Here is a 25,606-nt window from a genome sequence, read left to right on the forward strand (position 1 = left end):
TCAGATTCCGTTATTAGAGTGGCTAATGCATCGGTTTGAGGCCCCTTCGATCAGCGGTCCTTCTCCGCTTGTGAACCATACGCCCAGTTTCAATCGCTGTTGTACCGTCTTGGAGCGTTTTAGTCGGCTCGAATTCCAGTCTTATTTGTTTATTCCGAACTAAGTCTGCTTGCTGACGCCAGAGGCGCTACATCGCCGTCGGCAAACTTTGTCTCCTCTGTGTGTACGCTTCGGCCACGCATCAACCAGTGCAGCGGGAGAGTAAGGCAACTGAGGTTCCATTCGGTATAGTCAAAGTATCGCCAGGGCTCAGGAGGCAACCAGATCTGCTGCATGGGCTGTATATTCACTTCCATTCCCAGCCAGCGGGTCAGACGGTCATGACCTGATCGGTCAGCCGAGACTCACACGCCGAGATCGTCATTGTTTGTCAGCAGTCCCGATCCTACTCATCAAATGCTACACCCTGACTCAGGGGAGCCGATGTATGCGGTCAAATTGATAGAGTGACGTGATGCGTGGCTAAGCATTCGGAACGGTCAGAGGTACCCGTTCCTGAGCACAATAACACGGGTACAATCGTTATATATTCTCACACGACACGCGGAATTTGATTAACGGGGTTCGACCCTCTTGTTATTAATTAACACTATTAACTATATCTTAGTTAACTATATCTTAGATAGCCGAACACCAATACAAGTGTGGATTGACAAATTGAAAGTCAAAATGTGCAATTATACAAATGGTTTGGAGAGTGTACAATGACTTTTTTAAATTTGATGGGGATAATTGACTTTAGTGGCTATATAAGCCCTTTTCTATAGATAGAACGTCGCTTCTTGAACAATATCTGTTTAATCTACTTAGAGTAATCGGAAAGACGACGCTGAATCACCAATCTGGAGTCACGGCCGGTCCACATCGCCGGTGATGCCATCGGACTGGCGAACCCCTGACTGGCTTCGGAATGGGACACGCGGCGCGGTCCGGCCGAGCGGCCGTAACGCCTTCGTACAGCAGGAGTCGTATAGACGCAGGTTGTTGTGCCAGAACTTCTGGACGAAAGCTGTCACTGGTGTGGCCTCACCCATTCATGACACATCGGACTGGAGGGAATAGCCAGTCTATCGAAGGTGGACATCGAGTATCAGGAGAGTTTCGAACCGCAGCAGCCCGGGGATATCGTAAGCGCTGTTCGGGCATTACTAGCGGACTGAGCCAGGTATAGACGCATTTGGGTGGACACACCTGTTCGATTCGGAAACCGCTAGTGCCGGTTTGACCTATCGGTGGTAACTCTCGAAAGCACTTGACGCCCGCCACCGGCAGATCTATAATTGTCTTTGGGAGAAGGGGCGAACCGTCCGACAGGTATCGGCCACAGCGATTGTTGTCGTAGGAACAGTCGAGATATCTCGAAGAGAGAACTATACGTATTAGCTCGCCTCAGTACGTACAGCCGCTAATCGAACTCCTCAGCTATTCGACCTATCGACACCCCATAGCCATTCCGCATGGCTAATCGAATTGGCCATACTGTATACTCACACAATATGGCTAATCGGTATAGTTATACGGTATAGCCCTTCCGCATATTCAAAAGAGATAGTTAGTTGGGATAGTTATACGAGCTAGCGGGTGAAGGTAGGCAGTTGACACAGTTAGCAGTCCAGTTTCGTTCGGTTAGGTATCGAGAAAGGACTGCAAAAGCAAAAGACAAAGCCGGGACAGAACGCGATGGTATGCGCTCAATAGCTATTGTGGACTTAGCGAGACGCGGCCGACTGCTCCCAGTCGTACCCCCACTCACGGAGCTTTTCAGCGACAAGGTCCGGATTGTCCATGGCAACGACGAGAGCCGCTTCCAGCGCGTCGGTCTTGTACACATCCTCACCGACTGCGTCTTCTAGATTACGGAGGAAAGTGGATTCGCGCTCCTCGACCTCGGGGCGAATGAAGATCGGCCGTTGCTTGCGGTCTTGCTTGACTGAGTCACGCCGGAATTTGTATGGGATGTCTGGTTGGGTCGCCGTTTCTACGTCGGCGGGTTCAGTTTCAACATCCATCACCTCATCCTGCTGCTCGTCCGATTCTGGCCCTGGATCCGAATCGGTCTCCGCAAACGGATCGTCGCCGGAGCCGGATTTCATGCTGTTGCCTCCTGTTCGCGAGTCTGTCGGAGATGCGCAGCTAGCTCTTCGAACTGCTCCAGCGTTTCGATTTCGTAGTCACGTTCCCGACTCCGGTGTTCTTCAATGTATTTGAACGCTGAACACTGTTTGCGCCAACAGCCTTCAAGCAAGGACGTCCGCTCCCGGAACACGACAGGTATATCGTACGACTCCGCACGGAGCCGTTTGAGCATCTCCTCTTGATCGTTGGTCCCTTTGAACCGATTCGGTACAGCAGCTAACACGCCCACGTTGATATCTAGCGTGTCTTCAAGCCCGGTCACGAGGTCTGCGAGGCCCTCGACGGACTGTTGGCCTTTCCCGCTGGGTTCAAACGGGATAACGAGGTTCCGCGTCGCGTGCAATGCGTTGTACAGTTTCACGTCCGCGGTCGCAGGCGGGTCGATGATGACAGTGTCGTACTCAGACGGAACGTCCGCGTCCTTTAGCACACGAAGGAGCTGGACGTTCGGGTTCCAGTTCTCACCGAAGTCCGCCGCTTCCTCCTCACGACGCCGCAGATGTTTCGAAAGGACCTCCAGAGAGTTGTGTGCGGGAAGGACATCGACACCCTCTGAGGTCTCAATGAGGTCAGTGAACGGCCCGCGTGGCCGTTCGACGAGGTGTCGTACTAAACTGTCGGCCTCCGAGTCCGTTCGGCGGTCCGCGACGTCGAACAGGAACGAGAGGCTCCCCTCCTGTGGATCCATATCGATTGCCAGTACGTCGTGACCAGCACGGGCGTCGGCGACGGCGAGGTTCGCCGCCATCGTTGTCTTGCCGACACCGCCGGCCTCACTGTACACGGTGTAGGTCAGCATACCGTATCGGATTCACCGCACAGATATAAAGATTAGTCAGACGGTATAGCTATACGGTATAGCCAGCTGGCATCTCTACAGCGGTCTCGCAAAACGCGGGCTACTCGACGAACAGCCCTGCGAGCGTCTCGCGCATCTCCGCCCGCCGGTGAGACCGGGCTTCAGACTCCGAGAGGTAGTTATCGAGTACGACTTGTGCAGACGCCGAGCCCTGCTCCGCTGCGACGTCTTCGAACCGTTCCGCAACCCGCCTGACAGCAGCGCCGTACGTAGTGTACCAGAATCGACGGCCGGTTTTTGGCGTTGGCGTGTCGCCGTCGACAGTGACATCTGCGGCCTCAGCCACTGATTTGAACCGTCGTCGGACGGTTTCGGCGGTTAGATGGCCAGTGGCTGCGGACGGAGAGGGCAAGAGGTAGCCACTCCACTCTGGATCGGCAAGCGTCTCTATACGGCGTTCTACCGTCTCCAGACCGGCCAGGAGAGCCACGGTCCCAGGACCATTTTTCCGCTCGCCGTCACCGAACTCTATGTACGGATGCGAGTCATCGTCCGGATCGAGGTTGAGCTGTCGAATATGTAGCGATGCGACTTCACTCGGGCGAAGCCCCCAACCGCAGCATGCGACCACGATGAATCGATCCCGTAGCTCACTCGCTGCTCCATACAAGCGTTGGACGGCGGTTCTATCGAGTGCTTTGTTGTCCCAGGACGGGGTTCTATCCCATCCAAACCGGATTTCGAGGTCAGCCAGTGGATTGTACGCGGCGTTTCCGAACATCACCAGGTGTTTGTAGAACTGCCGCGTGTCCTGAACGTATTTACGCCGTGACGCAAGCGTCGTCAGGGCATCGTCCAGTTGGTCCAGCGCATCAAACGTCGCCGCTACCCGATCCATCTCTGCAACGCGTTCGTCGGGATTCTCCAGCGGTGCGAGCAAATCTTTCGTATCGTGGATATTGGTATATACTTTCGCGTAGCGTCGTAGAATCGACCGCCGTGTGTCGATTGTCGCGTCAGCACGCCCACGTCGAGTCGAAAGTTCCTCGAGGTACCCCTCGATGGCCCGCTGGGTGTTGACAGAGAGGAAGTCAAATGATCCTGATGTCGTCGTGGCTTCTGGGACTCCGATCTCGTCGTAGAACTGCCCCGGGGACAGGTCGAATCGCCGTTGGAGATGCTTTACGAATCCCGGGAACTGTCCGTTCAGCCAGGTGTACGTGGGGGTTTCAGCGGTCGGGTCCAGCCCGTCGGTTTCCATCGTCGGTACGACGGTTTCGTGATAGAAAGACTCGCAGTCGGCTAAGTCCATCGTTGAGTAGCGAGTTTCAGTCATTGGATTTTGGGTGTGAACTGCAGTAACCGACGAACTGCTCTAGCTGGTTCGTCTGAATCACCGAGTTTTCGTATGTAGCGTATTTCCATCGTACGACTAATAGTTTGTCTTGTATTGTTTTCTCATGCAGAAACCCATAACAAGACAGATACAGATGGTCGCATTACCGCAGAACATAAACTATATAACGCTATATCAAATTCTGTGCTGTACAGGCTCGGTAGAAGTGTTCCACTGCGGTTTTATGCGGTTTAGGGCTCATCTCCACTCAAATTCCGTATACTCTGTGGCGGAGTCAAGCACAGGTTTCTCGTCTGTACTGAGAACAACCCCTTCATCGCTCTTCCAAAAGCACCAATGAGCAGGTAAGACCGACTACAGGATAGGGTATTCCGAGCGTGCGGTAGCTCCCGTAACTGTCACCGTCGGCTATTTGTGAAGGATTTCACCACACGGGATGGGATATCGTGCAATGGCCAAGCCAACAGTATAGAACAGACCCAGCGGTTCTGAAATGTGGCTTACGCAAGGACCAAGCTCTCAGTTGTCACTCATCGGGACCGAACTCCTGGCAACCAAATCGGTCAATGTTCTCTGGCTGTGCACAGAGATAATCGAGCCGTTTTTCCATTTCGGACCGTGACATGCCCGCTTGGTTTTCTCGGGATTCCGCGAGCCGGGCTTGGCTGGCATTTAACATCTTTTCTTTCCTTTCTAGTTCCGAAAGAAGTGTGTCTACGTCCTCGTTGCGTGTTTCTAACTGTTTGTTGAGGTTTTCAGCACGGGATTTTTCCGCTTTTCGGTCTTCCCGGGTCTCGTTCAGTTGTTCACGCAATTCCTCGTTTTCAGCGTGGAGGGCTTCGTTCTCTGTTTGTATGTCCTGTGCAGAATCCTGAAATGCAACTGTTGTCCCGACTGTCCCACTGGTGGCCACCACAGTAGCGACGAGTAGCCAGGAACTGATATTGCGTGCAAGCGTAGTCACCGGTGAACCACCTCTGCTGTAGCCTGAATACTGTACTGGCGCCTCTCCCGGTGCAGCAGTAAAGGTTGAGTCATCATGTCCCAGCCTGATTGGTATGTGCTACTAATCGTAGTTCCCAGTTGGTTACATTTGGATAGCGATGAATCTCCAATAGTGCATCGACACTGGTGTAGAACCTAGACGAACTGACCGATTATTTCGTGTCCGTGATCGATGTGACCCACAGCATGCACCATCGCTACATAATTTCCGTGGGACTTCGGTGAATTCCAGTCAATACCTATTGGCGGAGATCTTCGGACCGAAGCTCTCCTTTTGCGTGCCATGTTCTGGGGCGGACGGCGACTACGATTGCAGCGGCGTATAGTAGTCCGACAGTGCCGATGACGACGACGCCGGGAAGCATACCGATAGCAGCGCTATCTGTCCACGAACCGGAACTGAACACGGTAATTCGTATGAGCCAGGCGGTTAGTAAGACAGTGAAAAGCGGGAGGTACACTCGTCGGAGTCGGTGCGCGATAGCTTCTTCCGTGCTGATTTTGATCGTCGGCTGTCGGTAATCGGCACTCAGTGACTTGCGCCAGTCCGGATCGGCCACGCCTGCAGCGGGGTCTAACCCGTAGGCAAAGACGTTTGCTTGCAGTGTTCTGACTCGGCTTCGCCAGATATCGTAACCTCGGTATCGCCTGGCCTCGATGAACAGAAACACTGCAAGTGTGGCCGTTCCGATCAAGAGGATGTAATGCGGAATGTCCGGCCGCGAAAAGGCCCACGTAAGGATTGCAGAGATTACCAACACTGCCCAGTTGGTTGTCCGGTCGAGGCGCTCGCGCCAGAACTTCATCCGATGGATCTCGCCGCGGTAAAGATGGGCCATGGCTGAACTCGGACCCATATCCTCTTCTAGCAGGCCCTCGCCGACTTCCCGATGTGTCGAGTCGGTCGCGTCGACGTCCTTGTTTGAGACCCGTGTCATGAGTGGAAGATGAGCGACTGGAGATTCGAGTCGGTCGTGTGCTGGGCGGCCAGCGCCGAGTCGACACTATTGTCAGAATTTCTCCAGTCATAGTCAGGTAGTATATCTGCCGTAGCCGCCTGTTGAGGTCCCGTAGTCATCGTTGTGCGGACGTAGTGCTTGAGAACGTCCGTGCTCGCTTTTTCACCCGACGATAGCTCGTCAATGGTTTGTTTCGCCTTGACGACCGGCATCGGACAGTTCTCCCCGGTGACACCCAGCATCTGAGTAGGTTCGTGGTTGGCCATAGTATTGTTTCTTACTCTCAATACTACAGCCACATATAAAAACACAACGGTAGTGTCTCAGAAGGATATATACAATATACAAGCTTCCTTGGAGGGGGTTGCGGGATAGGTTTTGAAGTTTTGGAACGATAGAATTGTGCAATAATGGAAAGATACTGAATACTGTAGAGCGGTGCTCACTCAGGCACAGAGGAAGAACCGTCCACCTTCTCAACGTCCCGGTTACTTATTTTGATGAGAGAATCGGAATCCGTAGGATGACAGTCGTTCCCGTCGTCTCACTCGACTCGATATCGACGGTCCCACCTGCGATATCAGTTCCCCACACAACCAGTGCAAGCCCGAATCCGCTCCCGTGCTTTAGCGGCGTTTCCGAGCCATGTTCTACGAGAGCGAGCTCGTTGGAGTCAATACCGGGCCCGTTGTCCTGGACAGTGACCTGAACGTATTCGCCGTCCCGTTCGACCTCGATTGACACAACAGGGTCGGGAGAGGTATTGTGTTGAGCGGCGTTTTGAATGATATTCAGACAGACGACATCAAACAGGCAATCCACCGCGAAATCGGCCTGCCCGGAAGCATACTCGAACGTGACCTCGGGATACGCTTCGCTGGTCGAGTCGAGACACTCGTCGAGAATAGAGTTCAGGCTGAGAGTATCTCGTTCCTCCCGGCTTTGTTCAAAGATATCGATAACCGAACGGACTTTTTCCCCGAGTTCATTGATTTCGACGGCGTGTTCTTGCAGGGTTGCGGCCTTCGACTCACTATTGTGCGTGGCTAGATACGCAGCGTTACCGAGGATGACTTGCACGTTCGTTCGGATGTTGTGCCGGAAGACCCGGTGGAGAACCTCTAGCCGTTGCTGGTCACGGAGAAGGTTACTCACATCGTGTAAGGTAATGACCCGGCCGATAGTCCGATCATGGATATCTGTTACGAGACTTTCGGAGACGTCGTACGACTGGGACACCCCATTGGGACGGTAAATCGTTTGCCCGGCCTGTGTTGCGCTACCGAGCGCCGATAGATCCGGACTGATTTGTTCAAGTGGTCGGCCGAGGGCTTCGTTGGGCGTCGTCTGCAGGGCAGTGGTAGCTTGGTCATTCATATCGACGATATGGTCGTGCGTATCCAACACGAGAGCCCCTTGCTGCATCTGCTGAAACAGCGAATTGCGAGCATGGCGTATCGGCGTCGGATTTGCACCGAAGAGCTGGAACCTGGTGAGTGCGCCCAGATACGCGAGACCGGACACGGCAAAGGCAATCGGTGTCGGATCGACACCGGCAGATGGGAGTGAGCCCATCAAAAAGAGGACGTTCGTCACCCAGGGTGCCAGAAGACCGAGAAGGAGCGCTAAGCTCTGGCCGCGGAACGGGTCCACTTGACTCGTAACGAGTTTCAACAGCGGAAGTGCCCCGAGAAGGCCCAGCAGATACGTATAGCCGGCTATAATCCAAAACCAGACACCCGGCGTTCTGTTCAACGTCGCAATTCCGTGTTCCTGAATGATGACCGAATTAGTGTACAGTAACTGGTGGGAGTGGCTCGTGAGTCCCAGAAAGACGGTAATTGCAGGGACGATCGAGTAGAGCAGGATGTGCTTGCGGGCCGTATACTCGGTATAGCCAGCATATTCGAGCGAAAAAAGCAGCCACGCTATCGGAATGATTGCAACACCGATCCAAGAGACATCGACCCAGAAAACCTTCGAGCTCAGCGTCGCTGCATCAATCCGGAAGATCAACGTGGCCGACCACCAGCACTGGCCTGCCAGGAGCAGAATAAGTGGGTCAGCGCCGGGTTCTGGGCGCTCTTTCCAGGCAAGGAGGCCGCCCGTAACGCCGACCGCAATCGTGGCGACCAACACCATCTTCATCAGCGTCAGTGAGAACACAACTATGTTGAAGATTAATCGGGCGCCATCGTTATAACCTATTTGCCTTCGAAAGTATCTAAGGTTGACAGAATCGCCATCAGAGGGCCGAATACTTGCGGAAGAGAGTTGCTTTACAAATAAAGGTAATTTATATGATAGTGCTACTGGCCGAGCAGTGGGAAGACCACAACAACAAACGCTGGTAAGCGAGTACACTCTGCTGCGACCGCAAGTGCACTGTCGTTTTCGGTTCGGTTAAGACAGAAGATGACGCCATTCAGGAAGAGCAAACTAACTAAGAGAACGACCGCTTCCCTGAGATTAATGATGTTTGCAACAAACGCAACACCGAGCAGAACCGCTGTTAGACCCGTGATTCCGTAGAGGATATACTTAGTCCAGCGAACACCGACCACAACCGGGAGCGTCCGGACGCCGATTTCGCTGTCACCCTCCTTATCGCGCACATTCGGGATTTCTGTATTGACGAACGTCGCCAATACGAAAAACAGGAACACGACACCGACCGCCGGAGAAGCGGGCGCACCAACGTACGTTAGCGGCAGACACACAATGACGAGCGCCCAGACTACAGCGACGAGAGTTGAATTGAGAAGGAAGACCTCTTTCAGTCGCTGGGTACCGCTCGGAAGGGTAGGGATCCAGTCACAGGCGTAGAGAATCCAGCACATACCCGGTAACAGCGATAGACCAAAGCTGATGGGCCCACCCAATGCAGACAGGGCCACAGCAAGGCCGTATGCGATAGCCGCCAGAACGTAGAAGCCGTTCTGATATCGGCGCACGAAGGCAGTCCGTGCGGGGGACGTTTTCGCATCAGTTTCTAAGTCTGCCAACCGGTCGTTGCCATACACTGCGAACGTGAGCAGTCCTGCCACAATCGGAGCCGGCGTTAGAGGGAGCGCCAGTAGTTCACTCACAAGGACTGCTTCCGCCATCGCAATAACTGCGAGATACACGGAACTGTAGAGAAATATATTCCTGACTGGTCTCGTCAGCGTAGCTAGTTTTGTAATCAAAGAGCGATTCCTCACGGACTCTATGTCAGGCTGCTTGCCTGGGTTTTGTGCATCAGTCGGCATAGCTGCAGTAGAATATCGGCGAACTATACAGTAAAGTCCTACCCTATATTAAATATCTTCAAAAGTCGAAGTAAGTTTGGTTTGGCTTCGTCGTGGATGAGAATATAGTCAAACGTGCGGAACATCTTCGTATCTATCCAAGCGCTGTCTGAGCAAGCGACCATGGAATAGATTGAGTGTAGACGGGTTGGACGATACTATCAATGGCCAGGTGGATACCACTCCGTGAGCAGTTCACCACGGGAGGCTCTGTTCGCTCTCGGACAGACTCACTGCGCGTCGATATCAATCTCGATCCCAACAATAGCGATAGTAGCCATTGAAAATCAATGCACACCTGATCGCACGATTGTAGTGCGATCAGTGTGTAACTCGTTTCAATTGTTACTATAGTCCAGAGAACCAGCGGCCGTCCCACATTGTGTGTTCGTCGTCCGACAGTACAGAGATCCAAAGTAAGCTTTTTCTACATTGTTCATCATCCAGATATGTGACTTCGACATCGACGCTTCGAGCGGTGAGTCGGGCTGCGAGCAAGTACTTCGTTGTCTGGGTAATCCTTCTGGCAGGGATCGCTCTCGTCAGGCCGGACCCGTTCGTCCCAGTGTTGGACTACGTGTCCCCACTGCTCGGGCTAATCATGCTCGGGATGGGGTTGACGCTCCAACCGGCGGACTTTCACCGGCTAATCGAGGAACCGGTCGATATCGGTATCGGCGCTGTCACGCAGTGGCTGGTGATGCCTGCCGCTGCGTACGGGCTGTATGTCCTCCTTGATCTTCCGGACGCTGTCGGTATCGGTCTCATTCTGGTCGGTGCCGCTCCCGGTGGGACCGCGTCGAACGTGATGGCGTATCTCGGTCGGGGTGACGTGGCGCTGTCCGTCGCGATCACGACGCTTACCACCCTTGCAGCGCCGATCGTGATGCCGGCCTGGGTAGTGTTTACCCTCGGCGAACAGATCAACGTCACCTTTGCGGAGATGTTTCAGAGCATCATTCAGATCGTCATCATTCCGGTGTTGCTCGGGTTCACAATCCGGTATTTGCTGGACCGCTATTCGCCCAAAGCCGCTGAAATCGGCACCGACGTGTTCCCAGTTATCAGTGTCGCCGCGATTGTTGCGATTGTCGCTGGCGTCGTTGGCGCGAACGTGGACAACATCCTCACGGCTGGTCTGCTTGTGCTCGTGGCGGTCGTCGCCCACAACGCGATCGGGCTTGGCTCGGGATACGGTGTCGGGCGGGCAACTGGAATGCCGAAAGACCGCGTTCGGACCTGTACATTCGAAGTGGGGCTGCAAAACAGCGGTCTAGCCGTCGCGCTGGCGACAACGCTATTCGAGCCTGCAGCCGCACTCATTCCGGCGCTGTTCAGCGTCTGGCACAACATCACCGGGCCGGCGCTGGCAAGCTTCTTTAGCTGGCAGGACGACGGACAGAAATCCGTCGAGGCTGTGCCAAGCGACGACTGAGGCTCGCTCCCCACGGTAACCCGATTTTCGGTGGTATCAAATCCGCTCATCCAGTGGTGAGCGACCGGGCCGTACGGACATGGAGGAGCCGGAAAGCGGGGGACCCGTTCGGCTCTCTCAACAAACAGAGTAATCGTACCCCCCGAACCGTCTGACGACAAGATCAGTGATGTCGATTCTGACGAATTCTGGATGTCTGAGTGGTGCTGCCACCGGTCACGGTTCCCGATCAGTATCCGGAACGTCCTCGGGAACAGGACCAACAGTGGTGTGTGCCGCCTGCGCGTCGGTGACCGGGTCAATTGGAATCACCTGAAGCCCGTACTCGGTTTCCAGAACCGCCGCTTCGATCTCGAAGACGTCAGCAAGCAACTGTTTCGTGACCACCTCCTCTGGCGGGCCGCGGGCGTACATCGAGCCGTCCTTGAGTGCGACGATGTTGTCGGCGTACCGCGCTGCCTGTGCGATATCGTGGAGTACGAGGACGACCGTTATCTGACTCTCATCCCGGAGCGTTTCGACTATCTGCATCACTTCCAGCTGGTGCTGTGGGTCGAGGAACGTCGTCGGCTCGTCCAACAGCAACACGTCCGTGTCCTGAGCGATTGCCATCGCAATCCAGACGAGTTGCTTCTGGCCGCCGCTCAGGCTGTCGACATCGCGGTCACGGAGGTTCTCAATGCCGGCAAGTTGAATCGCGTCGTCGACGGCGGCTCGGTCCTCGTCGGACAGCGACTCGAAGAACCCAGTATGTGGGTACCGTCCGCGCTCGACCAGATCACCCACCGAGATACCGGTCGGAACGACGTTCTCCTGGGAGAGCAAGCCGAGTTTGCGTGCGAGTTCCTTGGACCCGAACTCGTCGATCGTCTGGCCATCGACAAAGACGGTTCCGTCGTCGGGCGAAATCTTGTCCGCCATCGCTTTCAGGAGCGTGCTCTTCCCGCTCCCGTTGGGGCCGATGAGCGCGGTCACTTCGTCCGGTGGGACGGCGATCGACTCGCCGTCGATGACAGGCTCGTCCCGTCCAGAGTACCCGACAACGAGATCGGTCCCGTCGATTTCTGCGGCCGACTCCGATGTCGTTTCACCGGCGCTATCGACGGCTCGTGTTCCGGCCTCGGACCTGTGTTCGACTGTCTCTCCGTCCATCTGTGAGGGCCGACCGTCAGCCATCAGACTTCACCCAGGTCGGTTTTCTTCCGCATCAGGTAGAGGAAGTACGGGCCGCCCACGATGCCGGTGATGACGCCCACCGGCAACTGGACGGGGCTCAAGGCGAGCCGTGCACCCACGTCTGCACTGACCAGCAGCGCCGGTCCGAGGAACAGACACCCCGCAAGCAGCAGCTTCGAATCGCTACCGACGAGATTACGGACCATATGGGGAACAATGAGCCCAACGAACCCGATGAGGCCGGCGACAGCGATGGCAGCCGCCGTCGAGAGAACGCCGATCCCCGCGATAGCGAACCGGACTTTCTCGACCGGCATCCCCAGTGAGTCCGCTCGGTCCTCGCCGAGTGCCAGTACATCCAGTTCCTGCGTAACGGCGAACGCGAGCGCCATCGCAAGGACGGTGAACGGCAACGCGATTCGTACCTCGGCCCACCCAGCGTTCATCAGAGTCCCGGAGAGCCACGCCTGCGCGGACATCGCAACGCCGAGATCGTCGATGAAGAAAAACAGCGCACGCTGGACGGACCCGAAGACGGTGCCTACCACAACACCTGCAAGCACCAGTCGGACGGGACTGGTACCGTTCTTCCACGCGATAGCATACACGAGCAGGAACGCGAGTCCGCCACCGGCAGCCGCAAATATCGGTAGGAACGGCACCAGTCCGGTGAGGAGTGTTAGCGTGAGCAACACGACTAATCCAGCCCCGTCGCTGACGCCGAGGATGTACGGGCTCGCGAGTTCGTTGCGCGTAATTATCTGAAAAAGCGCTCCCGATACTGCGAGGTTTGCGCCGACCAGGACGCCGACGAGGATACGGGGCAGCCTGAGGTTCCAGACGATGAGTTGCTGGCGGGTCAACCACTCCGGGACCGCTGCACCGAGAAACGCCCACCGCCAGACTTCGAGGCTGGACAGTACCGTCGGGTCGAAGACCGTCTGCCACGCCTCGACCAGCGTCAACGGGTACGCGCCGAAGCTCACCTGCAGTATCGTCGACCCGAGCAGGACGGCGAGGCTGCCGGCGATAATGAGGGCGAGCTTTGAGACCTCGTACCTGTCGGTAGTTCCTGCGCGTAGGTTCGTGAGTCGGTCGAATACCTTCGCCATCGCGTTAGATGTTTCCGTTGATGATGTCACTGACCGCCTGGCGATCGAACAGTTTCTCTTCGTCAGGGACGTCGCGGACAGGACCTGGCCACTCGCCGAAGCGATCGGGCCAGACTTGCTTGGCGGCGGCCTCCGTGGCGAAAAGATCGACGATAGGACCCTGGTATTGGCCGCCGATGCGGATGATGTTACCTTCCTGAACGGCGGTGAGGTCCTGACCGTTCGGGTTGTTTTCGAACGGCTCGACGACGTTGGTCACGAACTCGTCGTGAGTTGCGGTTGTGAGCCGGCCCACGGCAGCGATGTAATCTGGATCGTGGTTGAGGAGTTCCTCGTAACCGACGGTACCACCGCCAGGGATCTCAGCATCGTAACCGTCCCTGAGCCCGAGCCGTGAGAGGGGCTTGGTCTGATTGTGGTATTTGTGGATATCAGAGAGATAGAACTGGCCGGAAGTCGGGTCTACGCCGCGCCACACCGCAATGACGGAGGGGCGTTCGTCTTCAGGGGGGAGATCAGACCTGATGTTCGCCATGAACTCGTCGTGCAGCGACTCCCAGGCCCGGTACCGGGCCTGGCACTGGAAGACCGCCGCCATCTTCTCGAAAACGTCGTAGAGTTCGTGGTAGGTTTCCTGCTCGTACCCAAAGGGATGTTCGGGGCCGAAGCGGATCGAGGAGGCGACGAACGGACCGGTGGCCTCCTCGATCTCCTGAATATCGGAGTCCGCCCAGTCGGTGAAACGTCGTAATCCCCGAGGGTCGATGAGATTGACAGCGGGGCCGGCAGCGTAGAAGTTCTCCTTGTCGTAGCCGGACTCGGAGCCGGCCGCCAGCGCCATGATGTCGTCCTCGTTGAACGTAACGTCGGGGAGGATGTCGTAGAACTTCCGTGGCGCCCGTGCCATGTCGGTCGCGGCGGTAGGCTGGATGCCGAGCGCCATCCCGATATCGAGGTAGACACTGGGAATGACCGAGTACGACTCGGGAACTTCTTCGAACGTGAACTCGCCGTGGGGCTCAATTTCGACGGTGTACGGCGTTGAATTTTCCGGAGTCGATTGCTCGGTATCTGCCGTGGCTTCGGCCTGGTCTGTTTGGGCACTCGCGGCCCCATCCCCGGTGGTTCCTCCATCATCGGAGCTCCCACTGGAACAACCGGCGAGGGAAGCCACCAATCCGACACTACCTGCAAGTACTTCGCGTCTACGTGTCATCGCTTTTCAGGTGGGCCTAAAACAGATTAGTGATTCCTCCCTTTCGACGTAACACGGTGTGTACGATGTTCAGACCGTGAAATATCGAGCCGCTATGCATCGCCCGTACTGCTCAGGCGTCACCGGCGATTGGAAACGCTGAACGAGTGCTGGCACTGCGGGCAGTGATAGCTTGTCGCATATCCGGTGCTCGAAACGTCCCAGTCGCCCCCGATCATACCACTCTCAAAATCACAGTCCGGACAGAACAGTACCATTTTCGAGGGTGTCCCGATAGTGTCTGTAGTTTCCTTACGAGCCATTTGCATTGATAGCATAACATGATGAATGGAGGGCAATATATGCTACCCCCCGGTTTTCAGCATTTGATATCGCAGTCAGCAATCAGAGACCTCGTGCTGTTTCCGGACAAAGTACAGCCGTGTGTCACACCCAGTCAGGTGATCGGGGTATCACCGATGTAACTACCAGACATCGGTGTCCGCGAGCACTTTTGTACTAGCTACGCCTTCATGTTGACGCTGATACACCTACCGCGAAACAATATGTCTCAACAGAAATCAGAGTACGCAGACGACGCCGATATTGACGAATCACTGGACGAACTGGCCTCGGAAGAGACCATTGAGCAGACCGTCGAGAACCTCGAGGCAAACGGGTTCGATGTCATCGTCGTTGACTCGACTGATGATGCGCTCGCAGAACTTCAGTCACTCATCCCTACAGAGGCGTCTGTGATGAACGGCCACTCGACGACGCTCGAAGAGATCGGGTTCGTCGAGTACCTGAGTGACGGGGACCACGAGTGGGAGAGCCTCCCCGACGAGATCTGGAGTATCGACGACGACGCAGAGCGGCAGGCCGCCCGCCGGAAGTCGCAAACGGCCGACTACTTCCTCGGTGGCATCAACGGTATTTCCCAGACCGGCGAACTCGTCGCGGCAGACCGCTCGGGGAGCCGTATCGGTGCGTATCCGTTCGCTGCCAGTAACGTGGTCATCGTCAGCGGCGTGAACAAGATCGTGCCGACACTCGAAGACGCGCTCGACCGACTGGAAAACGTCGCGTACCCACTCGAAAACGAGCGCGCGAAGGAGGCCTACGGCGTCGACTCCGCGATTGCCAAACAGCTCATCCTCCGCCAGGAGCTCGAAGAGGATCGCACTACCGTTGTGCTCATCCGCGAGCACCTCGGCTACTGACTGCAGTACAACAGAGGGTGGTAATCGGTCCCGCCGCCTTGCGTTGCCGATCTAAGCACAGTATCGGAGAACTATAGTAACCATTGAAAATCAATGCATACCTGATCGCACGACGGCAGTCCGATCAGTGTGTAACTCGTTTCAATTGTACTATAGCAGCCCGGGGTACGTTTCTGTGCTCCGCACTCCGCCGGAAAGAGCTATTGACCGGCTTGGTCCAAGCCGTGTGAGAGAGGAAATTCGGCGACGACCATGGCGACAGGCGCTACGAAATCAAATGCGAATCGATATACGAAAATAGGGAGGCTTTCGCTGCTCCTGTTGCGGCTTCGCGATTGGTCGTGAGGCGGCTATACATCGTTCCTTTAATCATTGCTAGAATGTGCTCGGCCATGTGTGTCGGATCCACATCGCGAAACACATCAGCCTCTATCCCTCGACGAACAGTTTTCTCGATGATTGCAGTAAGTCGAATATCAATCTCGGTGAACTGTTCGCGAAACACCTCCTGATCCAGCGCTTGCGGGGAGAGCGTAACTAAAACGCTGTGAAGCTGCCGTTTCTCCTCGGTTAGCTGGCACGGGAGGAGTGTCGTAATGATGTGATGGAGGTCCTCTTTCGGGTGGTCACCGATGGTCGTGTTGATTGTCGCCTCGAATCGGTCAACAGTGAATCTGAGAAACCGGATTAGCAGGTCGTCTTTCGAGTCGTAATAGTGGTATATCGTCGATTTGGCCTTGTCGAGTTCGTCTGCAATAAGCGAGATGGAGAGTTCAGCGTATCCACTGTTTACCAGCGCTCGATGGGTTGCGTGCATAATCTCTTTTTCAGTTGCACCCAGAGCGTCACCATCTGTAGTCATACAGACAGTCCTCCGCTCTGATCGTAGATAGCTTGACAGCACGGTGCCAATTCCTCAGGCTCTGCCTCGGAGCGATCTTTCTCAAGCCGCTCAATTTGCTCATCATGTGCCACAGGTGGGCGGAAACCGAAACGAGCGGGCCGCATTAGTTCACACTCCGTGTCGAGCGCGATGAGAGCAGTGTCTCAAGCGTTCCGCGACCGTGGTCCCAGATGACGATTGACGTCGGGAGGACCAGTATGGACGCCACGAACGAATAGAGAACGCTGACTGCAATTAACAATCCAAACTGGCCCAAGATCGGGACAACCGCGAGGACGAGCACGCCGGTTCCAGATGTGGTGGTGACCATACTACCCGCCAGCGCACCACCTGTTCCCCGGACACTAATGTCGAGTGCTTCGAGCAAGCCAGTATCGCCACGGTACTCCTCCGAGAACCGATGCACGAGGTGAGCGGAGTAATCGATACCAAGCCCGATTCCGATTGATAACGTCGTTCCGGTGAGGACGTTGAACGGGATATCCAGATACCGCATTGTCGCGGCCAAGGCGGCAATAGTGAGCAGTATCGGCACGAGGTTCGCAGCGCCCAGCCCGGGACGCCGTTCAAGTAGCCAGTAGGCGAAAAACAGGAACGCTGCAGACGCGAGAATTGCGAGAGCCAGACTTATGTACGCAGATTCAGCGATTACGTCCGAGACAGCTTTCAATACCACAACACTGCCGGTTGCGGTCGCTTCCATCCGGAACTCATCCGCAACGGCTCTCGTATCATCTGTCACTTCCTGCTGACTCGCATCAGACTCGACGGAATACACGATGCGCGTTCGCGCGTAGTCATCAGTCATGTACGACTCCGCCCGGTCGCCGTACGGCGAATCATACAGCGCGTTGTAGATGGTCGGGAGATTCTGGTCGGGGACACCGTTACCGTTTTGATCGTTCTGTTCGACGAGCTGGCGGAACTCGGGTGAAGCACGCTTGTAGCGGTTAATCACCGTAAGTATGCTTGTGGTATCTGCACTCCCGCCGGCTGTAACGAAGGAGTCGGGTGGGTCCTGGTTCGCCCGGTGGATCTCCTCGAGCGCCGTTCCGTCCTGTAACGACCCTTCGACGTATATCGTTACGGTGTCACTCTCACCGCTCTCGAACGTGTCTTCAAGGTAATTTATCTGCTTCGTGACTGTGTACTCGCTCGGAGCCACAGCTTCCGGCAGAACCTCGACGTATCCGGGGTTCTCCTCCGGTGGGAGGAAGTCTTCAGTGGTGAACCGGGTATCAATCCCAGTTCCATACGCCCCCATGGCCGCCGTAGACACCAGGACGAGGGCAAAGAATATGTACGGGGCTCGGCGGGCGATTGTCACGCCGACAGTTAGCGACTTGCCGACTGCGGAGTCCTCAGAGCCGATCGGCGCGATACTGAATTCGGGGAGGTCGTATCGCACACGCTGCCGGTCCATGAAGTGCTTGAACGACGGGAGGAAGATACCGAAAATGAGGAAGGTGAATATGATCCCGACGCTGGCCACGAACCCGAGGTCACGGATCGGACCGAGCTGGCTAGTCCCGTTTGCGGCGAATCCCAGCACTGTCGTTCCTGTCACAATAAAGAACGCTGGGAGCAACTGGTCAGTTGCGGTCCGCATCGCGGGTGTTGGTTCGACGTCCTCGATCCGTTCTTCGCGGTATCGGTTCACAGCGTGAATCCCGAAGTCAATCCCGATGGCAAGGAGCAACGGCGGGACCGTGATCAGCATCTGCGTGAAGGGGATACTGGCCCATCCCATGAACCCGAATGTCCAGATAATCGCCATCGCAAGGGAGACGAGGCCAATCAGCAGATCAAACGGATCCCTGTATGCGATAATAAGGAAGAACAGAATCAGGACAACAGCGGCTGGGACGACGAGTCCCAACGAATCGGAGATAACACTGTTCAGCTCTGCGGAGATGAGTCCACTGCCGAAGACAGAGATATCACCGTCAACCGAGCTGACAATGAACTCCGCTTCCTGCTGAATGGGCGTCAGTGGTGATGACCCCTCTGTCCCAGCACTGCTTGAGACACCTGAAACCTCGTGTGTGACAGTCGTCAGTGTTGCAGATGCCGACGGCTCCTCTCGGTTTAGATCGTTGCTGAGTAGCCCTGCAACTGCCGGCTGGCGCTCAAGTGTGGTTCGGGTGGCGGACTTAATCTCCGTCTGTGAGGCCGCTTCTACGGTATCGATCTGTTCGGGCAGTGTCTCTGCGTCCGGGTTGAGCGTCTGGGCGACGGCCTGTGCGACACTCGTCGTGCCAACGACGTCCTGTGATTCGCGCTGTTCGAGCCGGTGCTGTGCTTTCAGCATGTTGAGGATAGCCGGCTTCGACAGGACGTTCTGGTCCTTCTGGATAAGCGTCGTAGAGCCAGTACCTTCGCCGAACGGTTCGCGCTCGAAGTTGTCGTTGACCTCGTCGAACGCTTCCTGTGCGGGAACGCCGTCAGTGAACTGTGATGTCCCTGAGTCGGTCGCAGTCATGCCGAAACCCGCCGACAGAATGAGCGTTGTGACGATGAACACAGCGACGACTGTCTTGTCACGGTTGACAATCCAATCGTCTAATACGTCGATGTATTTCTGATACTCTAGCATTGTGACATAGATGTTAGCTTCAGACGGTTACTGCCGCCTGTACCAGACGACGCCGCCAACAACGGCAAGGAGTCCAATGCCACCAACCAGCCACAGTGGCGTCCCACCGTCCCCGGACTGGTCCGTGACTTCTATCGGGAGACTGTAGGTATCCGAAACCCGTTTTTCGCCGTCAGGCGTCTCATACTGGAAGTCCAGATTGAGCGGATAGGTCTTGTCTAGCGCGTCGCTGCCCGCCGAGAGTTGGACTGAGACCGTTTCTGACGCTCCGGGAGCCAGTTCAGCGATGAACGTTTCATCGTCACTGCTACTGAGCGGATCATTGACGAACGCCTTCCCCTCAATGCTGGTCAGTGTTTTGTTCTTTGTGTTGGTTATTGTAAACGTAATTGACCGGTCCTGGCCCACACCGAGCGTTGAATTTTCCACTTCGATGTCGAATTCGTCCTGACTGCCAGCCACTTGTGAGCGAACTTCGAGTGTATCTGCTTCAACCCTGTCGCCGTTATCGTCGCGGTAGCTCACTCCGAAGTCAAACTGCCGAGCGCCTGCCTCCGCGCTGTTGGACACGTCAACGCCGAAGTTGAAGTTGGCCGTTTCGCCTGCATCGAGATCTCCAACAGCGTACTGTGATTCTTTTGGCGACAGTGTCGACTGCTGGCTTTCCCATGCGATGACGACGTTCTCGACGTCACGCGTTCCAGTGTTTGTGAGGGTTGCACTGAGTGAGCCGTCTTCGCCAGCCTGGAGTGACGTTTCGACGTTAGACACGTCGAAGTTCTGCTCAGGCGCAGGACTGAGGCTTAGCCGGACATCGTCATAGGTACTGGTATCGCCCTCTTGATCCTCATACTGTACGTTAGCCGACAGCGCGTAGCTTCGGTCCTCGGCATCGGGGCTCGCTGTTGTATCGACGCGAACAGTCCGAACTGCTCCGGGTTCCCATTCCCCCACATAGGCGGTTGTTGAGGAGCTCTTTCCAAACGTTATATCCGCGTTCTCTGAGACAAACGTAACCGAGGAGTCATTCACGGTCAACGGGCCTGTGTTGCGGAGTTGAACCTCGTACGTTCCTGTGTTACTAACGGCGACAGAACTGCTTGAATTGACAACCGAGAACTGCTGTTCCGGGTCAGGTGTGACTGCGACGGACTGTCCCACGGATTGTGTCCGGAGGCCATCCTCGTTATCAAATGCAACCGACAGCTCAAATCCGTACGACTCCGGTTCCGCGGCTTCGGCAGAACTCACACGGTAGTTGAACGTCCGGACTTCTCCCGGTTCCCACTCATCAACGAATCGTGAGGTGGCATCGCCGCCACTGACAGCGAGGTCCTGATTCTGTGATTGGAGCGTTACCGCGGCATCCCGTGCGGCGCTATCTCCGGTATTTTCGACGCTAACTGCCACCGTACCTGTTGAGGCAACGCGTGCATTGGAGTCAATATCAGTCACATTGAAGGTGGCATCATCGGTGACGTCGATTTCAATATCAACGGTGCGAGTTTTTCTGTCTTCGTCTCGTGCCCCTGTTCCCTCGGAAATGTAGCTTGTATGCTTATAGTTTAGTCTCAGTTGTGCGTCGTACGTACCGGAACTAGCGTCTTCGTCCACGCTGATCTCGAACGGCACTGTCGTCTTCGGCCCCGCCTGTAGCGTGCCGAGGCTTCGTTTCGAATTTTTCACTGAAATGGGTGCGTCACCAGAACCGAGTGACACAGTAAGCCCCTTTGCCGTTGTTACCTCGTTGTTCAACGCCGGATTTCGAGTGGAGCCACTATCGAGTTCCCCGCTGTTGACCAGTGAAATTTCTATGGTCTTTTGTTCACCCGGAGCGACGGTATCATCTTCAAGCGTTGCCGCAATATCGGGGCTCCCAACGACCGCAGCGGTTGCCGTTCCGCTGGTGACGGTAATCCCGATTACAGCCAGAAGTAGCAGTTTATACTTTGTAGAGGCCATGTTACTTGAGGATTTGTTCAAACCGTGTCTCGTTGCTAGCGACACTCCGTCTCGGAATTCTTCGTTTGTGAGTAGCCATTTGGTGGTGTTGACTAAACGTTCAATCACATATAGTGCTTTCGTATCTTTCGGGGCCAGAGGGAAAACTGGTGTTCAGTCAAAGCCACCATTACCTCGCCATCCACCGATGTCAACACAGGGTCTACAGATCTTATGGGGTGTTAGGAGGTGAGGCAGCGGAGGAATGTATGTACGAGTACAGTGAGCTTGAGGACAGTCCAGTGCGCTCCGTTGAGACAGCGGACCACAATACGCTTAAGGTTATTGAATATATAGTCAATCATATAGTTATCTACAACCGTACCCGTTACTCAGTTCAATGATAGAAAATACAACCCAGATTGGTCTAGTACTCTACAGAGAGTGGTGAAACCGTGAGCCATTTGAACCGTAGTAGACAAGCAGGAAACGGTCGACGTAAAGATGACTAACGAGATATCCTTTTTCCAGAACCCGGATGGAACCCGCGAGGAGATACTTGAAGCTACATTCTATGCGTTACGTCAGCACGGGTACGCGGATCTTACTATTTCAAAGATAGGTGACGAGTTTGGGAAGAGCCAATCGCTCATATACCATCATTACGACAATAAGGACGAGTTGTTGGTAGACCTCCTAGATTATATGCTGGAACAGGTCGAGAATCAGGTCCCGCTGCCCAACCAATCCCCTGAAGAGTATATCGAGATAATCGTTGACGAAATATTTGGCACCAGCAGCAACAGTGATGTCGAGTTTTCGCAGGCTGTAATTGAACTGCGAGCGCAAGCGGCACACGACGACGATTACAATCGCCTCTTTCGCAGAAGTGATGACTTTATTCGAAAACAAATCGCCCGTGTCATCCGGGCGGGTGTTGATGCAGGCGCATTTGATGTCGAAGACCCATCTCAGACAGCCGCGCTGTTCCACACGGTTTTAGTCGGCATTCAGGCGGAACGGATTACCAGTGACGAGGAGACTATCGACGATGTGAGAGCCGAATTTCGGCGGTATGTCGAGAACTGTTTACTTTCTGAATAGCCGGTCAAAGTCAGGTCCTGCTGAGCGATTAGCTGCCCCCGTCAGCCGTCATGCCGCCGCCGGGCATCGACTGGCAGTCTCCTTCGGGTTTCCGGATCGGCTCGACCGAACCCCACGAGTGGAAGTCCCACCGCATTGACTCGGCTTCGATGCGTCGCGGGTACCCGGAGTCCGCGAGGATGTAGTATGTGACCGGCTCCTGAGAGCCGTCCTGAGAGAGTTCATACACCAACACTTCCTCGCCATCGATGGTATCCCGGCCGACCGGCGTGATGTCTGGGTTTTCCTCCGGCTGGTCGGAGAACTGACCCGGATCAACCTCGTCACGGTCCATCCCCTGTTGCATCGTTCCCCGGAGACACTGCCCTCCAGTAACGGTGTACGTGCTGTTCCCGATACGGTACATTTCCATCTGTTGTCCCTGCTGGTCAAACGACCAGTACATATCCCCTTGATAGAAACGACCAGTCATCTCGACGGTCTGCCCTCCGGACTGCATTGTAGCTGTCATCGCGTACGATTCTGGGAACCGCGTGACCTGTCCGAACTGTGCTGACCTGTCGTCGGCTCCGCTGACCGCCGATGTATCCGTACCGGTTGTCTCACCGGGTTCAGGCGACGGTTCGGCTCCGCCGCCACTCTCTGTTTCATCTGATCCACTATTTTGCTCGCCGCTGCAACCGGCGAGTACGATCAATCCCGAACACATGGCTCCGAGTAACTTCCGTCTGGGTAGTTGATGCATGGGGGCGGATATCCTCAACGGGCAGATACTACCGACCAGTTCATGACAATTGTTATCACATATATCCCACTCTGATCACGAATGGATTCATTGAGTGTGTATAGACTGATAAATGCAGTGTAATATAGCTATACCGTATAGCTCAGCAAAATGGCTATTAGCGCATTCAAGATTGGATTGAAGAGAGTAGTTATTATGCCCGAATATTCATACATGTATTATATGTACGTTCCAGTTGTTTACTAGGTGGATGACTGACGACAGCCAGAGCGACGAGGCTGATGGGGATGAGGGACTATTTGTGGGAGCGAACGGCACTCTAACTGAAGTTCAGTACGATCCAACCAGCGACCAGGAGCTTGCTACGGTCATTGTTCAGGCCGTTGCCGATCAGTCGGGAACAGAACCATATCGTGAGTCGCCGTTGCACGACTACATCGATGTCGATGCCATTGAGACACTACTATTCGGTACACAGCCAGACCAGTCAATCGGCTCAGCGAGCCAGAACATCACCTTTCGATACCGCAACATTATCGTCACAGTTCGCGCTGACGGTGTGATCCAGCTGTCGGCCGCTGACGCCAGCCGTGCAAGAAAGAACTAATCGCGAGGGTACAGGACATCTCGTCTGGGTTGGTAGCCTCCTTGCATATGCACTCCACTGCCGATATATCCCAAAAGGTCCACCGCCTGAATTGCATACTTCTTACCACCGGAGGCCCAGACCACGACAGTCTACAATAATCGGTCCGATTGGGCTGTGCCGGGAGGGGATTACGAGATAGGTTAAATGAGAGATTCGTTCCCAGTGATGGACGAGAGAGTCCCCGATTTTCGAACAAGCTATCGTTTGACCCGGAAAACTAGTATCCAGTATGGCTCTCCTGAAAGAGGGGGGTAGCTGCAAACATATTCTACAAATTTGATTCTCAAAAGATATATCGGTAGCTTCCGCGGTAGTGATTATGGCATCAAAGGTAGCGTCGGTACCATTAGACACCACCGTGTCCGTAGTTCTACACGCTCTTGAAGTGAAGATAGAAGCTTCCAATCACCGGCGGCAACACCACCATGTCCGCTGTTCTATCTCCTGAAAACCGCTACGTATCAATCGGTTTCGACACCACCATGTCCGCCGTTCCTAAGTGGACTGGAAGTCCGAAAGCGTCGCTTCGCTATCAACGAGGTTAGTGACGGATTTGTGGATTCCAACATCGTCGACAGTCTTCTCAAGCGCTGCGAGAATCATCTCCGGGTCCATTTCGAGAGAGTACTCGCGATAGGTTCCCCCACGTCGTCCCTCGTTCCGCTCGATCGCCGAGATTATACCTAACATCGACAGCTCGCCGAGGTGATCACGCATCCGGCGTGGGACAAGCGGATCGATCCCTGCCTTTTCGGCGAAGTTCGTGTATCGAGGTCTGATATCCCGTGTCCGGGCCGGCGTCTTCCCTTCCTGGTCGAGCGTAACCATTGCGTACACGACCAGATGACCGTGTTGGGTCAGTCCCGAAATACCTTCCTGAATCCGGCCTCGTTCCAGAACGTCGCGGGCCTCTCTAACAAGATCTTCCGAAATCGTATCCGTATCCTTGTCGCGGGCCAGGTCGCCCGTTTTCATGAGCAAGTCGAGGGACTGCCGCGCGTCACCGGCGTCTTTCGCTCCGTACGCAGCGCACAGCTCGATGACGCCGTCTTCGAGGACGCCGTCGTGAAACGCTACATCAGCGCGCTGTTGCAGGATCTGGATCAGCTCCTTCGCGTCGTATGCGGGGAACTGGATCTCCTCTTCACAGAGTGAACTCTTGACTTTCGGGGAGAGGTCATCGCGAAAAGAGAAATCGTTCGAGATACCGATGATACCGATCTTCGCTGAACTTAGGTTGTCGTTCGCTCGCGCACGCGGGAGTTGATAGAGAATACTATCGTCTTCGATGTGGTCGACTTCGTCGAGCACGATGTAGATCGTCCCCCCACAGGAGTCGAGTTCGGTCCACAGCATGTCATACACTGTTGCACGAGGATACCCTGTCGTACTGATCTGGCTCGTTTCGTCCCTGAATTCGTTGACGAGTCGGGTCGCGATTTGATAACTACTGGAGAGGCCATCACAGTTTAGCATCTTTACCGTGAGATCGATATCCTCGTATTTCGCTGCGTCTTCTTCGAGATGGTCAATTAGATACCGCGTACCAGCAGTCTTGCCGACCCCCGTTTTACCGTACAAGAAGATGTTGTTGGGCTGTTCACCGTTGATTACGGGTTGGAGAGCCGCTCGATACCGGTTTAGTTCAGTGTCACGCCCGACGAGGTTCTCAGGCTGATAGTCTTCCCGGAGGGCATCCCGGTCCAAGTAGATCTCGGTGTCGCGTTCGAACATCCCCATAGTCGTTGCCTGATGTATTGGAAGGAACATACATAAAACCACCCCTGTCCGCAGTGTCCGGAGTGTCCGCTGTTCTATTGCTTATAAAAGAATGGCGGGACCCTCCCACCCCACTATGTCCGCAGTAACTAGAAAACGGTAGGTGGGGGTAACTCAGAAAAACTATTCATTAAGGAAAAG

General features: G+C 55.1%; 20 protein-coding genes. 4 read left to right on the forward strand and 16 right to left on the reverse strand.

Translation table 11 applies throughout. From position 1 onward, the window contains the following. Positions 1 to 1,769: 1,769 nt before the first annotated feature. From ACNO8S_RS17570 to ACNO8S_RS17605, 8 genes are all read right to left on the reverse strand, one after another. Positions 1,770 to 2,153 carry a hypothetical protein gene (locus ACNO8S_RS17570; RefSeq protein WP_014031015.1) on the reverse strand — a complete coding sequence of 128 codons (384 nt, stop codon included), beginning with the start codon at positions 2,151 to 2,153 and terminating at the stop codon, positions 1,770 to 1,772. Continuing rightward, the gene (locus ACNO8S_RS17575) at positions 2,150 to 2,995 is read right to left on the reverse strand and encodes a ParA family protein (RefSeq protein ID WP_420182886.1); all 846 of its coding nucleotides are present in this window, start codon (positions 2,993 to 2,995) and stop codon (positions 2,150 to 2,152) included. Before ACNO8S_RS17575 ends, ACNO8S_RS17570 begins: the two co-directional genes overlap by 4 nt. Before the next feature lie 100 nt (positions 2,996 to 3,095). Then, positions 3,096 to 4,307 (reverse strand): tyrosine-type recombinase/integrase, encoded by a 1,212-nt coding sequence (locus tag ACNO8S_RS17580; RefSeq protein ID WP_014031013.1) that lies wholly within the window; start codon positions 4,305 to 4,307, stop codon positions 3,096 to 3,098. A 571-nt stretch (positions 4,308 to 4,878) separates the two neighbouring features. Beyond that, positions 4,879 to 5,316 carry a chromosome partition protein gene (locus ACNO8S_RS17585; RefSeq protein ID WP_023842983.1) on the reverse strand — a complete coding sequence of 146 codons (438 nt, stop codon included), beginning with the start codon at positions 5,314 to 5,316 and terminating at the stop codon, positions 4,879 to 4,881. 280 nt (positions 5,317 to 5,596) lie between these two features. Then, positions 5,597 to 6,295 (reverse strand): DUF2270 domain-containing protein, encoded by a 699-nt coding sequence (locus ACNO8S_RS17590; protein WP_014031012.1) that lies wholly within the window; start codon positions 6,293 to 6,295, stop codon positions 5,597 to 5,599. Beyond that, entirely contained in the window at positions 6,292 to 6,582 is a 291-nt protein-coding gene (locus ACNO8S_RS17595; protein ID WP_023842982.1) for a sulfurtransferase TusA family protein, read from the reverse strand. Before ACNO8S_RS17595 ends, ACNO8S_RS17590 begins: the two co-directional genes overlap by 4 nt. Positions 6,583 to 6,808: 226 nt before the next feature. After that, positions 6,809 to 8,458 carry a histidine kinase N-terminal 7TM domain-containing protein gene (locus ACNO8S_RS17600; protein WP_225308153.1) on the reverse strand — a complete coding sequence of 550 codons (1,650 nt, stop codon included), beginning with the start codon at positions 8,456 to 8,458 and terminating at the stop codon, positions 6,809 to 6,811. Between the two features lie 167 nt (positions 8,459 to 8,625). Beyond that, positions 8,626 to 9,567 (reverse strand): UbiA family prenyltransferase, encoded by a 942-nt coding sequence (locus tag ACNO8S_RS17605; RefSeq protein ID WP_023842980.1) that lies wholly within the window; start codon positions 9,565 to 9,567, stop codon positions 8,626 to 8,628. Positions 9,568 to 10,084: 517 nt separating this feature from the next. Between ACNO8S_RS17605 and ACNO8S_RS17610 the strand changes: the two genes are divergently transcribed. Further along, entirely contained in the window at positions 10,085 to 11,041 is a 957-nt protein-coding gene (locus tag ACNO8S_RS17610) for a bile acid:sodium symporter family protein (protein ID WP_050038460.1), read from the forward strand. Between the two features lie 216 nt (positions 11,042 to 11,257). Here ACNO8S_RS17610 and ACNO8S_RS17615 read toward each other — a convergent pair whose 3' ends face one another. Genes ACNO8S_RS17615 through ACNO8S_RS17625 form a run of 3 tightly spaced genes read right to left on the reverse strand, consistent with a single transcriptional unit; the run spans position 11,258 to position 14,545 of the window. Continuing rightward, complete coding sequence (locus ACNO8S_RS17615) at positions 11,258 to 12,217, reverse strand: ABC transporter ATP-binding protein (RefSeq protein ID WP_014031007.1); 960 nt, start codon at positions 12,215 to 12,217, stop codon at positions 11,258 to 11,260. Beyond that, complete coding sequence (locus ACNO8S_RS17620; protein WP_014031006.1) at positions 12,217 to 13,329, reverse strand: FecCD family ABC transporter permease; 1,113 nt, start codon at positions 13,327 to 13,329, stop codon at positions 12,217 to 12,219. Before ACNO8S_RS17620 ends, ACNO8S_RS17615 begins: the two co-directional genes overlap by 1 nt. A 4-nt stretch (positions 13,330 to 13,333) precedes the next feature. Further along, complete coding sequence (locus ACNO8S_RS17625) at positions 13,334 to 14,545, reverse strand: ABC transporter substrate-binding protein (RefSeq protein WP_044952784.1); 1,212 nt, start codon at positions 14,543 to 14,545, stop codon at positions 13,334 to 13,336. Positions 14,546 to 15,090: 545 nt separating this feature from the next. Here ACNO8S_RS17625 and ACNO8S_RS17630 point away from each other — a divergent pair. After that, a complete protein-coding gene (locus ACNO8S_RS17630) occupies positions 15,091 to 15,747 on the forward strand; it encodes a lactate utilization protein (RefSeq protein ID WP_008311726.1) in 657 nt (218 codons plus the stop codon). Positions 15,748 to 16,012: 265 nt separating this feature from the next. On the opposite strand, the gene ACNO8S_RS17635 is transcribed toward ACNO8S_RS17630, so the two are convergent. The 3 genes from ACNO8S_RS17635 to ACNO8S_RS17645 all read right to left on the reverse strand — a co-directional run bounded on the left by ACNO8S_RS17635 (position 16,013) and on the right by ACNO8S_RS17645 (position 21,209). Then, complete coding sequence (locus ACNO8S_RS17635; RefSeq protein ID WP_014031003.1) at positions 16,013 to 16,609, reverse strand: TetR/AcrR family transcriptional regulator; 597 nt, start codon at positions 16,607 to 16,609, stop codon at positions 16,013 to 16,015. A 145-nt stretch (positions 16,610 to 16,754) separates the two neighbouring features. Then, the gene (locus ACNO8S_RS17640) at positions 16,755 to 19,247 is read right to left on the reverse strand and encodes an efflux RND transporter permease subunit (RefSeq protein ID WP_151104058.1); all 2,493 of its coding nucleotides are present in this window, start codon (positions 19,245 to 19,247) and stop codon (positions 16,755 to 16,757) included. A gap of 27 nt (positions 19,248 to 19,274) precedes the next feature. Beyond that, positions 19,275 to 21,209 carry a COG1361 S-layer family protein gene (locus tag ACNO8S_RS17645; protein ID WP_014031001.1) on the reverse strand — a complete coding sequence of 645 codons (1,935 nt, stop codon included), beginning with the start codon at positions 21,207 to 21,209 and terminating at the stop codon, positions 19,275 to 19,277. Positions 21,210 to 21,692: 483 nt separating this feature from the next. On the opposite strand from ACNO8S_RS17645, the gene ACNO8S_RS17650 reads away from it, so the two are divergent. Then, positions 21,693 to 22,292 carry a TetR/AcrR family transcriptional regulator gene (locus tag ACNO8S_RS17650; RefSeq protein WP_008311719.1) on the forward strand — a complete coding sequence of 200 codons (600 nt, stop codon included), beginning with the start codon at positions 21,693 to 21,695 and terminating at the stop codon, positions 22,290 to 22,292. Positions 22,293 to 22,320: 28 nt separating this feature from the next. Here ACNO8S_RS17650 and ACNO8S_RS17655 read toward each other — a convergent pair whose 3' ends face one another. Next, positions 22,321 to 22,737: a hypothetical protein gene (locus ACNO8S_RS17655; RefSeq protein WP_236627531.1), complete on the reverse strand. Its 417-nt coding sequence runs from the start codon at positions 22,735 to 22,737 to the stop codon at positions 22,321 to 22,323. 550 nt (positions 22,738 to 23,287) lie between these two features. Here ACNO8S_RS17655 and ACNO8S_RS17660 point away from each other — a divergent pair. Further along, positions 23,288 to 23,644: a HalOD1 output domain-containing protein gene (locus ACNO8S_RS17660; RefSeq protein ID WP_014030998.1), complete on the forward strand. Its 357-nt coding sequence runs from the start codon at positions 23,288 to 23,290 to the stop codon at positions 23,642 to 23,644. Positions 23,645 to 24,181: 537 nt separating this feature from the next. On the opposite strand, the gene ACNO8S_RS17665 is transcribed toward ACNO8S_RS17660, so the two are convergent. After that, positions 24,182 to 25,426, reverse strand: coding sequence for a Cdc6/Cdc18 family protein (locus ACNO8S_RS17665; protein WP_004594978.1), 1,245 nt, complete (start codon positions 25,424 to 25,426; stop codon positions 24,182 to 24,184). Positions 25,427 to 25,606 lie beyond the last annotated feature (180 nt).

This window comes from Haloarcula sp. KBTZ06 (assembly GCF_048595605.1).
In the GTDB taxonomy this organism is placed as follows: Archaea; Halobacteriota; Halobacteria; order Halobacteriales; family Haloarculaceae; genus Haloarcula; species Haloarcula hispanica.

Excerpts from the sequence above, each read along its gene's own strand:
- ACNO8S_RS17625 (WP_044952784.1), bottom strand. The coding sequence starts at position 14,545 with ATGACACGTAGACGCGAAGTACTTGCAGGTAGTGTCGGATTGGTGGCT.
- ACNO8S_RS17570 (WP_014031015.1), bottom strand. The coding sequence starts at position 2,153 with ATGAAATCCGGCTCCGGCGACGATCCGTTTGCGGAGACCGATTCGGAT.
- ACNO8S_RS17615 (WP_014031007.1), bottom strand. The coding sequence starts at position 12,217 with ATGGCTGACGGTCGGCCCTCACAGATGGACGGAGAGACAGTCGAACAC.
- ACNO8S_RS17600 (WP_225308153.1), bottom strand. The coding sequence starts at position 8,458 with ATGGTGTTGGTCGCCACGATTGCGGTCGGCGTTACGGGCGGCCTCCTT.
- ACNO8S_RS17620 (WP_014031006.1), bottom strand. The coding sequence starts at position 13,329 with ATGGCGAAGGTATTCGACCGACTCACGAACCTACGCGCAGGAACTACC.
- ACNO8S_RS17590 (WP_014031012.1), bottom strand. The coding sequence starts at position 6,295 with ATGACACGGGTCTCAAACAAGGACGTCGACGCGACCGACTCGACACAT.
- ACNO8S_RS17595 (WP_023842982.1), bottom strand. The coding sequence starts at position 6,582 with ATGGCCAACCACGAACCTACTCAGATGCTGGGTGTCACCGGGGAGAAC.
- ACNO8S_RS17630 (WP_008311726.1), top strand. The coding sequence starts at position 15,091 with ATGTCTCAACAGAAATCAGAGTACGCAGACGACGCCGATATTGACGAA.
- ACNO8S_RS17660 (WP_014030998.1), top strand. The coding sequence starts at position 23,288 with ATGACTGACGACAGCCAGAGCGACGAGGCTGATGGGGATGAGGGACTA.
- ACNO8S_RS17635 (WP_014031003.1), bottom strand. The coding sequence starts at position 16,609 with ATGACTACAGATGGTGACGCTCTGGGTGCAACTGAAAAAGAGATTATG.
- ACNO8S_RS17605 (WP_023842980.1), bottom strand. The coding sequence starts at position 9,567 with ATGCCGACTGATGCACAAAACCCAGGCAAGCAGCCTGACATAGAGTCC.
- ACNO8S_RS17575 (WP_420182886.1), bottom strand. The coding sequence starts at position 2,995 with ATGCTGACCTACACCGTGTACAGTGAGGCCGGCGGTGTCGGCAAGACA.
- ACNO8S_RS17645 (WP_014031001.1), bottom strand. The coding sequence starts at position 21,209 with ATGGCCTCTACAAAGTATAAACTGCTACTTCTGGCTGTAATCGGGATT.
- ACNO8S_RS17580 (WP_014031013.1), bottom strand. The coding sequence starts at position 4,307 with ATGGACTTAGCCGACTGCGAGTCTTTCTATCACGAAACCGTCGTACCG.
- ACNO8S_RS17650 (WP_008311719.1), top strand. The coding sequence starts at position 21,693 with ATGACTAACGAGATATCCTTTTTCCAGAACCCGGATGGAACCCGCGAG.
- ACNO8S_RS17665 (WP_004594978.1), bottom strand. The coding sequence starts at position 25,426 with ATGGGGATGTTCGAACGCGACACCGAGATCTACTTGGACCGGGATGCC.
- ACNO8S_RS17640 (WP_151104058.1), bottom strand. The coding sequence starts at position 19,247 with ATGCTAGAGTATCAGAAATACATCGACGTATTAGACGATTGGATTGTC.
- ACNO8S_RS17655 (WP_236627531.1), bottom strand. The coding sequence starts at position 22,737 with ATGTACTGGTCGTTTGACCAGCAGGGACAACAGATGGAAATGTACCGT.